Consider the following 13,318-nt stretch of genomic DNA (forward strand, 5'->3'; position numbering starts at 1 on the left):
GATGGAACGCTACCTAGTATTAGAAGACGGCAGTGTTTACGCCGGGGAAGCCTTTGGCGCTGACCGGTCAACCCTCGGTGAGGTGGTCTTCACCACGGGGATGACGGGTTACCAAGAGGCGATCACGGATCAGTCCTATGCCAACCAGATCCTGGTGTTTACCAACCCGCTGATTGGCAACTACGGGGTTAACCTCGATGATTATGAATCCCTGGAACCGCAAATTAAAGGTGTGATCTGCCACCAGGTTGCTCGGCGGCCAAGCAACTGGCGGATGCAGGATACTTTACCGCACTTCCTCAGCCACCGCAGCATTCCGGGTATCCAGGGGATTGACACCCGGGAACTAGTGCGGAAGCTCCGCCATCACGGGACCCTGCGCGGTGCCATTGTTGACAGTGTGGCCAATCTGGAAGACATCGTTAAAAAACTCCAGACAGCGGCACCAACGGCTAACATCATCAGCCAAGTTTCGACCAAGTCGCCGTACCCGAACCCGGGAACGAAGCGCAACATCGTCGTCATCGACTTCGGAATCAAGCACAGTATCCTCCGGGAACTAGCAGAACGGGAATGCAACGTGATCGTCCTGCCATATACCGCGACGGCCGAAGAAATTCTCAACCTCAAGCCGGACGGCATTTTGCTGAGCAACGGGCCCGGTGACCCAGAAGAAATGCAAGCGGCGGCCAAGATGGTGGCTGAGGTGGAAAAGCACCTGCCGCTGTTTGGCATCTGCATGGGGCACCAGGTTTTCGCACTGGCGAACGGTGCTAAGACTTACAAGATGAAGTTCGGCCACCGGGGCTTCAACCACCCGGTTCGCAACATTGCCACTGGCGAAATCGACTTTACCTCCCAAAACCATGGTTATGCCGTGGACCCAGCTTCGGTGGACGCGAAAAAGCTGCTGGTTACCCACATGGAGGTCAATGATGGGACGGTTGAGGGCCTGCGCCACAAGCAGTATCCAGCCTTCTCCGTCCAGTTCCACCCGGACGCGGCTCCCGGTCCTCACGACGCCGATAGCCTATTTGACGATTTCATTAGCATGGTAGACCAGCAAAGGAGTGAACGGACGAATGCCTAAACGCACGGATATTCATAAAATTTTAGTGATTGGTTCTGGCCCGATTATCATTGGACAGGCCGCAGAGTTTGATTATTCAGGAACTCAGGCGTGCCTGGCCTTGCGGGAAGAAGGTTATGAGACCGTCCTGGTGAACTCCAACCCGGCAACGATCATGACCGACAATGAAATTGCCGATCACGTTTACATCGAACCGCTGACGGTCGAGTCCGTTTCCCGGATCATTCGCAAGGAGTACCCGGATGCCATCCTGCCGACCCTAGGTGGGCAGATTGGCTTAAACCTGGCGGTAGCCTTGTCAAAGACCGGCCTGTTGGATGAACTCGGCATCCAACTGCTGGGGACCAAGCTGGCCTCAATCGATGAGGCCGAAGACCGGGAAAAGTTTAAGGAACTGATGCAGCGTCTTGGCGAACCGGTTCCGGCTTCCCAAACGGTTGAAACGGTTGACGAAGCGCTGGCGTTTGCTCACCAGATCGGTTACCCGGTCATTGTCCGGCCTGCCTTTACCATGGGTGGCACCGGTGGTGGAATGTGCCACAGTGATGAGGAATTGCGGACGATTTCGGCCAACGGGTTGGACTTATCGCCAGCAACCCAGTGTTTGATTGAAAAGTCAATCGCCGGTTACAAGGAAGTCGAGTTTGAAGTAATGCGGGACGCCGCTGACAACGCGATGGTAGTCTGCTGCATGGAAAACTTCGACCCGGTCGGCATCCACACCGGGGATTCGATTGTCTTTGCACCGAGCCAGACCCTCTCCGACCGTGATTACCAGATGCTGCGGGACTGTGCCCTCAAGCTGATTCGCGCCCTGAAGATTGAGGGGGGCTGTAACGTTCAACTGGCCCTTGACCCCAACAGCTACCACTACGACGTGATCGAAGTCAACCCCCGGGTCTCCCGGTCATCGGCCCTAGCCTCCAAGGCTACGGGCTACCCAATTGCTAAGATGGCGGCAAAGATTGCGGTTGGCCTGACGCTGGATGAAATCAAGAACCCGGTTACCGGCACGACCTACGCCGAATTTGAGCCGGCCCTCGACTACGTAGTCTGCAAGATTCCCCGCTGGCCGTTTGACAAGTTCACCCGGGCCGACCGCCGACTGGGCAGTCAAATGAAAGCGACCGGGGAGGTCATGGCAATTGGTCGGACCGCCGAGGAAGCCCTCCAAAAGGCCGTTCGCTCCTTGGAAATTGACGAAAAGGACCTGTACTCTGCGCCGGCCCATGCGGCGACCGATACCGCCTTGGAGGACAAGCTGGTTCATGCGGAGGATGATCGTCTCTTCTACATTGCCGAAGCCTTCCGCCGCGGTTACAGTATTGACGACGTGCACGAGCTGACTAAGATTAACGACTACTTTCTTGATATCGTGGCCCACCTGGTTGAACTGGAGCAGGCAATCAAGGACCAGCCAAACGATGTCGCCACCCTGCGACAGGCCAAAAAGTACGGCTTTAGTGACCCAACAATTGCCCGGCTTTGGGAAACGACTCCGGCGGCAGTGCGGGACTTGCGCAAGGCTAACGGGATTGTGCCGGTCTACAAGATGGTTGATACCTGTGCCGCCGAGTTTGAGTCGGCAACCCCATACTTTTACAGTACCTACGACCGGGAAAACGAAAGCCAGCGGACGGATAAGAAGTCAGTCCTGGTCATCGGGTCTGGCCCGATTCGGATTGGACAGGGGGTCGAATTTGACTACGCCACCGTTCACTGTGTTAAGGCCTTGCAGGCACTGGGCTACGAAGCTATCGTCATGAATTCGAATCCCGAAACGGTCTCAACTGACTTTTCCATTTCGGATAAGCTCTACTTTGAACCACTGACACTTGAAGACGTTATGAATGTGGTCGACCTTGAACAGCCGGAAGGGGTCATCGTTCAGTTCGGTGGTCAGACGGCAATCAACCTGGCGGCCAGCTTGGAGAAAAACGGTGTCCGGATCCTGGGGACCAGTGTCAAGGACCTTGACGCTGCTGAGGACCGGCGGATTTTCGATGAGATTATCAAGCAGCTTGACTTAAAGCAACCGGTTGGTCTGACCGCCACGACCCACCAGGGGGTTATCGACGCCGCTAAACAAATTGGCTATCCAGTGTTAGTTCGGCCGAGCTACGTCCTCGGGGGAAAGGCGATGGAAATCGTTTATAACGAAGATGAACTCCGCCAATACCTCAAGGAAAACGCCGACGTGGCGAGCGACCACCCGATCCTGATTGATGCCTACCTAGAAGGACGGGAGTGTGAAGTCGATGCCATCTGTGACGGTCAGGACGTGCTCCTGCCAGGAATTATGGAGCACATTGAACACGCGGGGGTTCACTCGGGAGACTCAATGGCGGTTTACCCACCACAGAGTTTTGACGATGACATCAAGCAGCAGATTGTCGATGCCACCAAGAAGCTGGCGATTGCCCTCAAGTGCCGGGGAATTATGAATATCCAGTTCATCATTCACGACCATGAGGCCTATGTCTTGGAAGTCAACCCGCGGGCAAGCCGGACGGTGCCGTTCCTGAGCAAGATTACCGGAATTGAGATGGCCCAGGTAGCAACCCGGGTAATCCTTGGGGAAAGTTTGGCGGACCAGGGCTACCATGATGGCCTCTATCCAGAGAGCAAGACGATTCACGTCAAGGCACCGGTCTTCAGTTTCAACAAGCTGGATGACGTTGATGCCTACCTCGGCCCCGAGATGAAGTCGACGGGGGAGGTAATGGGCAGCGACCAGACCTTCGCAAAGGCACTCTACAAGGCCTTTGCTGGGGCTAAGATGCAGCTGCCGGATAACGGGAGCGTCCTGCTGACAATTGAAGATAACGATAAGGAGACGATTTTGCCACTGGCGAAGCGCTTTGCCCTGATTGGTTACCGGCTTCTCGCAACGAAGGGGACCGCGGACTTCCTGAAGGAAAACGGCCTCCACGTCGAAACGGTCGGCAAGATTGGCGAGGATGATGGGGATGTTAACATCATCAACAAGCTCAAGGATAACCGGGTCGACCTGGTTATCAACACGATGGGCCATGATTATGCGAAGAACTCGGACGGCTTTATCATCCGGCAGACGGCAATCGAACACAACATCCCGCTGCTGACAGCGTTAGATACGGTTGATGCCCTGCTACGGGCGCTTGAGAACCGTTCCTTCTCAACGACCGCCTTGTAAAAAAATGGACCGGGAATGGGAGCCTTAATAAAAAGCAAGCCTAGCTCGGTTACATGTCAAATGACAAGGGCCTAAACTCGACTTTTTTGGCTGAGTTTAGGCCCTTTTTTGTACCCTCTTTTTTAAATTATGTTATTTTTATAATGAAAGGAAGTGGACGGGATGAAATTAGTGGTGACTGAACGGGCCAGTGACTGGCTCCAACAAAGGGGAATCGCCAGGGGCAGCCAGGTGGCTGTCTGGGCGGAGAAACAGGGTAATCAAGTGCGGATTAATTACCAGGCTAAACAGCCTGATCAAGCAGTGGCCACTGTTAGTCAGGGTGGCGTGGACTTTTACGTCGAGTTTGCTGAGGAATGGTTTTTCTCTGGCAAGCAGGTGACGATCGACTATCGCGGTGACGACCGGCTAGCGTATGAAATTGCTGCTGAGCCAGTCCCGAACGTAGACACCACGAAGCAGCAACCAACGCCAGCTTCGGCTGATGCTAGCACCGCTGCCTCCCGTAAGTATGAAGAGTATTGGGAATAAATTGGAGGTCATAAAATGGAAACAGTAGAATTAAACAATGGCATTTTCATGCCGATGGTGGGCTATGGGACTTACCAGACCGCCCCGACGGTAACGACTAAGAATGTTTTACGAGCATTGCGCACGGGCTACCGGCTGATCGACACAGCTCAATACTATGGCAATGAGGCCGAAGTTGGTGAGGCGCTGACCGAGAGCGGCTTGCCACGGGACCAGGTCTTTGTGACGACGAAGGTGCAGACCAGCGGCTACGCGGCAACCAAGCAGGGCCTTGATGAATCCCTGCGCCGCTTCAACCATGACTACTTTGACCTGGTCATCATTCACTGGCCGACCGGGAACGATGCCGAGACCTACCGGGCCCTTGAGGACGCCTACCGGGATGGTAAGGTGCGCGCCTTGGGATTGAGCAACTTCAATGCTGAGCAGGTACAGTCAATTATTGACGGAGCCACGGTCATGCCGGCCCTCGACCAGATCGAGACCCACCTCAACTGGCAGCAAAAACGGATGCACGCCTATCTGACCAGTCGGGGAATGATCCACGAATCGTACGCGCCACTGGGTGAGGGGCAGCGGGGCTTCTTGGATAACCCAACCCTAGTTAAGCTGGCCGACCGTTACCACAAGACGCCGGCCCAGGTTACCCTGCGCTTCTTGGTTCAGGAGGGAATCGTTGTTATCCCGAAGACACTGAATCCCCAGCACATGGTTGATAACTTTAATATTGATGACTTTGCCATTGATCCGGCAGATGTCCGGGTATTGGAAAGCCTTGATAGCCGGCAGTCAATTGACGGCTGGCCGGCCGCCATGCAGGAGGACCAATATTAGCTTTGGCTTTCGCCGGAAATCGGGTAGAATGGTAACAGAAGTTTCGACGAAGAGGAGCAGATACTTTTGCAAAAATATCAATTAATGGCAACTGCAGCAGCGGGAATTGAGGCCCTGGTCGGCAAGGAGCTCCGTCGACTGGGGTATGACACCCAGGTGGAGAATGGCCGGGTGCGCTACCAGGGTGACATGAAGGATATCCTGACTACGAACCTCTGGCTGCGGACAGCTGACCGGGTCAAAATTATTGTGGGTGAGTTTACGGCCCGCACCTTCGATGAGCTGTTTGAACAGACTAAGGCGTTACCCTGGGAAAGTTTCCTGCCGGTAGACGCTGAATTTCCGGTGGAAGGACGGAGTCACCACTCTCAGCTGCATAACGTGCCGAGTGTTCAAGCCATCGTCAAAAAGGCGATTGTCCAGCGGCTAAGCGAAGTTTACCACCGGCGGACCCGCCTGCCGGAAACCGGTGCCCTGTACCCGCTGGAAGTAGCGATTAACAAGGACCAGGTCATGCTGACTCTGGATACTACGGGGGATAGCCTGTTTAAACGGGGCTACCGGCGGAATAAGGGGGGCGCGCCATTAAAGGAAAACATGGCTGCAGCCCTGGTGCTTTTGGCCCACTGGTTTACCGATAACCCGTTTGTCGATCCTGTTTGTGGTTCGGGGACGATCCCGATAGAGGCGGCCTTGATTGGCCACAACATTGCTCCGGGAATTAACCGAAGCTTTGCCTGTGAGCAGTGGACAAACTTGACGCCGGCGGGACTTAGTGACGAGGTCCGCGATGAGGCTGATGCTCAGGCTGATTACGACGTTGAACTGGATATCCACGGATACGATATTGACCAGAACATGATTGACATCGCCCAGGAAAACTGCCGGGCCGCTGGCTTGACCCATGACATTACTTTCAAGCAACTGGCGGTCAAGGACTGGCATACCGATAAGATTAACGGGGTGATCGTTGCCAACCCGCCGTACGGGGAGCGGCTTTCCGATCACGAGGCAGTCCACGAGCTGTACCGGCAGATGGGGGACATCTACCGGCCAATGCCGACCTGGAGCAAGTACATCCTGACCGCCGACCTGGAGTTTGAAAAGTACTATGGTGCGCCGGCTACCAAGCGGCGGAAGTTATACAATGGTGCCCTGCGGACTGATCTTTTCCAATACTGGGGCAAAAAGAAACGTTAATATAGCAAAGGGGCTTCAGTGCTCGGCAAAACCGAACTCTGAAGCCCTCTTTGTGCTTTCTAAAGACTAGCTGCGCGTCGACAGGGACGTGAAGGATATAAGGGTGAAACGGCAAGGACCCGCACCGGCTGTGAAGGGCAGATGGGGGCACTTAGCTTACTTTGCTGAATTATCGGCAGCGTTTTTTTGCTGGTCCTTGTTCAAGTTGGCATTGGCGGACTTGAGGGCGGCGTTTTCTTTCAACAGTTCTTGAACTTGTTTTTCCAGCTTAGCAACTTTCTGCGGATCGGCTTTGCTGGCCCGGAGTGTTTTGAGTTCCTTCCCCTGTTTCAGGTGGTTAGAGAACGAGAAGAGGTAGATAATCAGTGCCCCTATTAGGAAGCAACCGAGGATCAGCAGAATCAACGGGCTCTGGAAGCGGGTGAAGAGCAGGTTGACCTCAACGGGCGCCGTATTAGCAACGGCAAGGATAGCGATAATGATTAATAGGATAATTGAGATAATCGTCGTAGATTGTTTTTTCATTTAAAATTCCTCCTTATTACGTATATCTATTATAGGAGCATCGCCAAGGAACTACTAGGGACACCAGCACAGCTTTTTGTTATACTGGAGGAGTTCATTCTACTGATTGCAGAGCCTGGTTTGCTAAGTGATGGGCACCCTGATTTTGGGCGTCCGGAATCCACTGGGTCACCACGGTGGGAAAGCGGTTGAGCAGGGCATTCAGCCGGTCCAGCTCAGCTTGGTAATGTTTTGTATAATTTTTACCGATGGCGTCACTCAGCAGGCGGCTGTCAGTGTAAAATAGGATTGTTTGCGCGGTAGGAAAGTGCTGGAGGAGGTAGTGGAAGCCAAATTCGGCTGCCGCGAATTCTCCCTGGTGGTTGTCACAGTTGGCAACCGTTGACGTTAGCTGAAATTGCTGGTGGTCGGCGAGCACTAGGGCCCCCAGACCCGTCGGCCCCGGATTGCCTTTGGTTGCCGCGTCAGTATATAGTTTGATCATTCAAAATCACCTCAGATTGAAAGGAACTTGATTACATAATGGAAGAAGAAACCCGCTATTTCTATCAGCCTGATTTGACCGGAGCCATTATCAGCTGGTCATGGACCTTCTTGATTTTCGTCGCCGGTCTGGTGATCTGGTTGGAAATTACTCACTTTCAGTGGCTGACGGCCATCCTGTTTGCCCTCTTTGCAATTTTAACCTTCTTGGAAATCAAACGGCGCACCGTCTTGGTCACCCCGACCAAGCTGACTTTTAGCCGGCTCTTACAACGGGACTACCTGGTAATTCCCCTGGCTGATATTCGCCAACCCCATTTTACTAAACATACCGTCACAATGACAGTTAATGGGGAGGTCTTGAATTTTACCTTCAGTAATAAAGCGGTGCGCCGCTTGCAGGCACTTATCAAACAACAGGAAAGGGAGAATTAGTCGTGCCAGTACTCGGAGCTTTGCTGCTAACGGTTATCCTGATAGTTGCTGACCAGCTGGTTAAGCACTGGGTGGTTGCTCACATTGCCCTGGGTGCCAGTCAGCCATTTCTTGGTAACCTTGTTGCGTTAACCAACCTGCATAATGATGGGGCTGCCTGGAGCATTTTGGCAGGGCAGCAGTGGCTTTTTACGGTCATCACCGTGGTTGCACTATTGGCAGAACTATTCTTTGCCTGGCGGTGGCGCCGGCAGCCACGCTTACTGGCGCCCCTGTGTCTGATTATTGCCGGAACGATCGGCAACTTCATCGACCGCCTGCAAAATGGCTACGTGGTCGATATGTTTGAGCTGCTATTTATTAACTTCCCGGTCTTTAACCTTGCTGACTGCTGTTTGACGGTCGGGGTTCTCTGGTTATTGGTAATCGTCGTGCGGGAGGAAGATTAGATGGCAGATACACTCAAACTAACAGTAGATGATACGCTGACGAGGCGGATTGATAAGGTCCTCGCTCACCAGTTTAATCAATTTTCCCGTTCCCACCTGCAAAAGTGGATTGTGGACGGAAACGTCCGCGTTAATGGTCAACCGGTCAAGCCTAAGTATAAACTGGCGGTCGGGGACCAGGTCGTAATTGAACCCGAGGCACCCCAGAAAGTTGACCTGACACCGGAAAAGATACCCCTTGACATTGTGTATGAAGATGATGATGTCATCGTCGTGAATAAGCCCCAGGGGATGGTCGTCCATCCGGCCCCCGGGCACCCGGATCATACCCTGGTTAATGCCTTGCTATATCATAGCCCGCTTTCAACTATTAATGGTGAATTTCGTCCCGGAATCGTTCACCGGATCGATAAGGATACCTCGGGCCTGCTGATGGTTGCCAAAAATGACTTGGCTCACCGCTCGCTAGCGGCTCAGCTGAAGGCTAAAACCAACCAGCGGGAATATGTGGCCCTGGTCCACGGGGTCATTAAGCAGGATGCGGGGACAATCGACGCCCCCATCGGTCGCTCAAAAAAGGACCGCAAGAAACAGGCGGTTGTGAGTGACGGGCGACACGCAGTCACCCATTTCAAGGTTCTTCGCCGCTTCCGTCACTACACCCTGGTTTCCTGCCGTCTTGAAACTGGCCGAACCCACCAAATCCGGGTTCATATGAAGTCAATCGGACACCCGCTGGCCGGTGACCCCCTGTACGGACCACGGAAGACCTTGCCTGGCCGGGGACAGTACCTGCACGCACGGCTCCTCGGGTTTAAACACCCACGAACCGGGAAAGATCTGGTCTTTACGGCACCGTTGCCGGAATATTTCCAGCAGATGCTAGACAAGCTGAAAAAAACGGATTCTAATTAACAGTCGGCGAAAATTCGTTTATAATAATATGAGTGAATTAATGAGCAAGCAATGACAGGGAGGGACATTCAATGGCAGCACGTTACCTGATTTTTGAAGATGGCACGGTTTTTGCCGGCGAAGGCTTTGGGGCTCCAGCGGTCACGTTTGGCGAGGTAGTTTTTAACACCAGCATGACCGGTTACCAGGAAATTATTACTAACCAGATTTACAATAACCAGCTGCTGGTGTTTACCCAGCCGAATATTGGCAGTACCGGGATTCAACGGAATATTTATGAAACAATTGTGCCAACGATTAAGGGGGTCGTTGTCCGCTCCCTTTCCAATGTGGCTACTAATAACGTGCGCCGTCTGACCCTGGATCAGTATCTGAAGCAGATGAATATCCCGGGAATCACCAATATTGATACCCGGGCAATCGTCCATAAGCTCCGGGCGGCGGGCAAACCGCTCAAGGGGAGCATTGTCCCCGTGCCAGATGATCACGCCTTTGACCAGCTGCACGCGACCGTGCTCACCAGTCAGCAGGTCGCCCAGGTAGCAACGCCCAAGCCCTACCCAAATCCGGGAGTGGGGAAGAGCGTCGTCGTGGTCGACTTTGGACTCAAGAACGGTGTCCTGCGCCAACTGAGCCGTCGCAAGTGTAACGTTACCGTATTACCGTACACGGCGACGACCGACGAAATTCTTCGCTTAGATCCAGACGGGGTCGTCCTGTCAACCGGGCCGGGGGACCCGAACCGCCTTAATAGTTCCATCCTGCAAACGATTCGGGAAGTTGAGGAACGGGTGCCGCTATTTGCTATTGGTCTGGGGCACGAACTGTTTGCAATGGCGAACGGTGCGCAGGTTAACCGTCAGCCGGTCGAGCATCATGGGATGAACCACCCGCTCCGGGAAGTGATCACTGACCACATCGTTTACGCGACCCAGGGCGGGGGCTTCCAGGTTGATCCGACGACCGTTGACCGGACCAAGCTCTTCGTCACTTATATCGATATGTTGGACAATAGCATTCAGGGCTTGCGGCACCGGGAATATCCGGCCTTTTCCGTCCAGTTCTTCCCAGATGGGGCACCGGGTCCTGATGAGACCAACGCACTGTTTGACGAATTTATTGACGTAATGAACCGAAAGGAGGCCCAGCGCTGATGGAAAGTGATGTGCACTCAGTCTTAATTATCGGTGCGGGGGCTAACGATATCCAGCATGGGGATGAGGTCGACGCGGCCACCTTTCAGGTAGCGACCGAGTTTAAGAAACTGGGAATTCACACAATCTTTATCGATGATAATCCCTTTTCGGTAAGCCTTGAAAGCCATGACGTCATTGACCATTCGTGTGTCGAAGCCCTAACCGTTGATAACCTAATGGCGGTTATCAACCGCTACAAGCCCCATGCAATTTTGCCAACCCTGGGTAACCGGCGGGCGTTTGAGCTGACCCAAAAGCTGATGGACAAGGGGGTTCTGCGGGAAAAGGGGATTCGGCTGCTCGGAATTCCAGAGGCGACGATTCACCAAATCAATAATCCGGTCTTGCTCAGCCGGACCCTCCATTCAATGGACGCCCCGATGAAGTCAATCGCAACCGTCAATAATTACCAGGACGCCCTGCAGGAAGCTAACCGCCTTGGCTACCCAGTCATCATCCGGTCTGTCCTGCCGAAGAGCAGCAGTACCAGGCGAATTGTTCATGATCGGCGGGAACTAGTGACGGCCGTGCAAAGGTGTCTAAAACAGTCGCGGGCTGAGCAGGTCCTGGTCCAGCAAAGCCTGGCCGGGTATAAGGAAATTGAGGTCATGGTTCAACGCGACCAGTCTGGGACGATGATGATGCTGGCAATGGTTGAGGACATGGACCCGATTGGGATTCACGCCGGGGACTCGATTGCTTTTAACCCGCCACAAACGCTGCTCGACCGGCAAATTCAAGATATGCGTGATACCGCCTTTGCAATTACCCGGAAACTGCGGATCGTTGGGGTTAACCACGTCCAGTTTGCCCTAAATCCCGCTAACGACCGTTTTTACGTTATTAAGAACAGTCCGTACTTTGACCGGATGACCTCCTTCGTTGCCCAGTCGACCGGCTACCCGATTGCGAAGGTCTGCGTGCAGCTGTATGCTGGGAAACTACTACGGGATATTGACCTCGGGACGGATTACATTCACCATGCGGCACTCGTAGAACCAACGATGGACCATATTGCCGCCCGGGTTCCCCTGTGGGGCTTTCATGAACTTCCCGAAGCCGACCGTCAACTGGCGACCGAAAAGAAGTCGGTAGGAACGGCCTTTGGTGTAGGGCGGAGTCCGATTGAGGCGGTCTTTAAGGCCATTGAGGCGACCTACCGCAAGTCGACTGACGCCCGTCTGCATGAACAGGAAAAGCTATCTGATGATGAGCTGGTAGTTAAGTTAGTTCACCCTGAAGCAGGGCGGCTGTTTACCCTGATTGAGGCAATGCGCCGGGGCTATTCGGTTGAGGAACTAACCGAAATGACCAAGATTGATCCCTTTTACTTTGACCAGATTAACCGGATGCGGCTGCTGATTGAAGACGTGATTGAACACCGTCAGAAGGAGCCAATGCTGGCGGAGGCGAAGTATTATGGCCTGAGCAACCAGCTGATTGCCCACCTCTGGGAGACAACCCCTGGGCAGGTTTACCAAATGGCGGAAGACCACCAGCTGATGGCTAAGTACAAAGAAATTGAGCCGTCGGGGGGCGAATTTACTCAGCACACGCATAGCTTTTACGCTGCCTTTGAAGATGAAAACGAGGTTCGAAAGACTGCGCAACCTAGTGCGCTGGTTGTTGGCACCGGCGGCTTGCGGCTGGGTTTGAGCAATGCCGGGGACTACTTCGTGGCGATGATGATGCGGCAGCTACATGCGGATGGCTTTCACACGATTGTCGTTAATTCCAACCCCAGTTCAGTTAACCTCAGCTATTCATTGGCCGATAAACGCTACCTGGAGCCGGCAACCGCGGAAAACATTCTTCAAATCGTTCGCATTGAACAGCCCCGTTTCCTCTTTGTCCCGGCTAGCTATACCGAACTCTTAAACGCGTTGGCGAAGAGTGAAATCAGCGGTCGGGTGGTCGTGATTCCAGATACCAGCCGCTCCCAGCTGACCTGTGCTGACCAGCGTCTTTTGGCCACCAATTTTCTCTATGATGGCAAGTATGCTTATCCGCTGGGCTCGACCAGCAATATCCACGCTGCTCATCCCGAATTGGGACCGACTGTGGTCCAATACCCGGCGGAAGTCGATGGTTCACTTAATCAGCAGTTGACCGAACAGGGACTTGCCAACGTGCTAGAGGAGGACCATCCGGGACTGTACCAGGTGCTTTTTGAACAAGAGCCAGGAGGTAATTACGTTAAACGTGGAATCCAGGAGATGCCGCTTCCGGAGTTGGCCTTTCTTTCCAAAGCGCTCCAGCTGGATTTAACGGGTATTTTTACCCGGATTGTGACTGGACAGGTGAATGATGAACAAATCAACGCCTTTCTGAAGCGGGAAGCGACGATGGGCACTGCACTGTACCAGCCGAGCTTTCCTTTTAAGGCCCTGCACGTGGCCGATGGTGTACCGACGGCAAACAAAGTTATTGGAGCCCAGCTCCACTTCCTAAAGTAAGAGCGCAGTACAAGGCAGGCACTAAGTAT

General features: G+C 53.6%; 12 protein-coding genes. 10 read left to right on the forward strand and 2 right to left on the reverse strand.

Translation table 11 applies throughout. The annotated features are described in order from the left end of the window. Position 1 precedes the first annotated feature (1 nt). The 5 genes from carA (at position 2) to FC49_RS00150 (ending at position 6,830) form a co-directional block, all read left to right on the forward strand. Entirely contained in the window at positions 2–1,090 is a 1,089-nt protein-coding gene (gene carA / locus FC49_RS00130) for a glutamine-hydrolyzing carbamoyl-phosphate synthase small subunit (protein ID WP_176605828.1), read from the forward strand. After that, positions 1,083–4,265: a carbamoyl-phosphate synthase large subunit gene (gene carB / locus FC49_RS00135; RefSeq protein WP_056983642.1), complete on the forward strand. Its 3,183-nt coding sequence runs from the start codon at positions 1,083–1,085 to the stop codon at positions 4,263–4,265. The genes carA and carB overlap by 8 nt, the downstream gene beginning before the upstream one ends. Positions 4,266–4,427: 162 nt before the next feature. Then, entirely contained in the window at positions 4,428–4,796 is a 369-nt protein-coding gene (locus FC49_RS00140; RefSeq protein WP_003713280.1) for a hypothetical protein, read from the forward strand. Between the two features lie 15 nt (positions 4,797–4,811). Further along, on the forward strand, positions 4,812–5,630 hold the full coding sequence (locus FC49_RS00145; protein ID WP_003713410.1) for an aldo/keto reductase: 819 nt from the start codon (positions 4,812–4,814) through the stop codon (positions 5,628–5,630). 66 nt (positions 5,631–5,696) lie between these two features. Further along, positions 5,697–6,830: a THUMP domain-containing class I SAM-dependent RNA methyltransferase gene (locus tag FC49_RS00150; RefSeq protein ID WP_003713536.1), complete on the forward strand. Its 1,134-nt coding sequence runs from the start codon at positions 5,697–5,699 to the stop codon at positions 6,828–6,830. Positions 6,831–6,986: 156 nt separating this feature from the next. Here the strand turns inward: FC49_RS00150 and FC49_RS00155 are convergent, their stop codons facing one another. After that, the gene (locus tag FC49_RS00155) at positions 6,987–7,355 is read right to left on the reverse strand and encodes a LapA family protein (protein WP_003713337.1); all 369 of its coding nucleotides are present in this window, start codon (positions 7,353–7,355) and stop codon (positions 6,987–6,989) included. Between the two features lie 94 nt (positions 7,356–7,449). Beyond that, on the reverse strand, positions 7,450–7,839 hold the full coding sequence (locus FC49_RS00160) for a ribonuclease HI family protein (RefSeq protein ID WP_003713328.1): 390 nt from the start codon (positions 7,837–7,839) through the stop codon (positions 7,450–7,452). A 38-nt stretch (positions 7,840–7,877) separates the two neighbouring features. Between FC49_RS00160 and FC49_RS00165 the strand changes: the two genes are divergently transcribed. From FC49_RS00165 to FC49_RS00185, 5 genes are all read left to right on the forward strand, one after another. Next, positions 7,878–8,273, forward strand: coding sequence for an EbsA family protein (locus FC49_RS00165; RefSeq protein WP_003713471.1), 396 nt, complete (start codon positions 7,878–7,880; stop codon positions 8,271–8,273). 2 nt (positions 8,274–8,275) lie between these two features. Continuing rightward, complete coding sequence (gene lspA / locus FC49_RS00170) at positions 8,276–8,722, forward strand: signal peptidase II (RefSeq protein ID WP_003713510.1); 447 nt, start codon at positions 8,276–8,278, stop codon at positions 8,720–8,722. Beyond that, positions 8,723–9,637 (forward strand): RluA family pseudouridine synthase, encoded by a 915-nt coding sequence (locus FC49_RS00175; RefSeq protein ID WP_056983644.1) that lies wholly within the window; start codon positions 8,723–8,725, stop codon positions 9,635–9,637. 71 nt (positions 9,638–9,708) lie between these two features. After that, a complete protein-coding gene (locus FC49_RS00180; RefSeq protein WP_056983645.1) occupies positions 9,709–10,791 on the forward strand; it encodes a carbamoyl phosphate synthase small subunit in 1,083 nt (360 codons plus the stop codon). After that, positions 10,791–13,289: a carbamoyl phosphate synthase preATP-grasp domain-containing protein gene (locus FC49_RS00185; protein WP_056983648.1), complete on the forward strand. Its 2,499-nt coding sequence runs from the start codon at positions 10,791–10,793 to the stop codon at positions 13,287–13,289. The genes FC49_RS00180 and FC49_RS00185 overlap by 1 nt, the downstream gene beginning before the upstream one ends. Positions 13,290–13,318: the final 29 nt, after the last annotated feature.

It is taken from the genome of Limosilactobacillus oris DSM 4864 (assembly GCF_001434465.1).
GTDB lineage: Bacteria > Bacillota > Bacilli > Lactobacillales > Lactobacillaceae > Limosilactobacillus > Limosilactobacillus oris.